This is a genomic window from Stenotrophomonas sp. GbtcB23 (assembly GCF_019091045.1).
GTDB lineage: Bacteria > Pseudomonadota > Gammaproteobacteria > Xanthomonadales > Xanthomonadaceae > Stenotrophomonas > Stenotrophomonas rhizophila_A.
In genome coordinates this window covers 1-282 of the sequence record NZ_JAGXKC010000353.1, presented here as the reverse complement: position 1 = coordinate 282, position 282 = coordinate 1, and the positions used below count along the sequence as shown (strand labels likewise).

Sequence of the window (282 nt, the reverse complement as noted above, 5' to 3'; positions counted from 1 at the left end):
GTTCACCAAGCAGGAAATGCGACAGAGCCGCCACATAGATCGGCCCTGCCATGTAGAAGGTCATGACATCGGCAAGGGGCAGGTAGACGACGGCAGCATAGAAAAGCCCGATATCGGCGGTCGCGAGGGTCACGCGCAGCACATGGAGCCCAGGCCTTTCGGCCCTGTACAGCGCAGAGATCGGCTGGCGGGTGAGCATCGGGCCAAGCACGAAAAAGGCGCCGATCGAGCGAATGAGCAGGACCTGGCCGACGGAAAAACTGGCCACCAGCCATTTGCCCA

At 61.3% G+C, this 282-nt stretch carries 1 protein-coding gene; it reads right to left on the bottom strand.

The window, feature by feature from the left end; translation table 11 throughout:
* On the bottom strand, nucleotides 1–282 hold a 282-nt coding region (locus tag KVS69_RS19385), incomplete at both ends, for a hypothetical protein (RefSeq protein ID WP_217539575.1).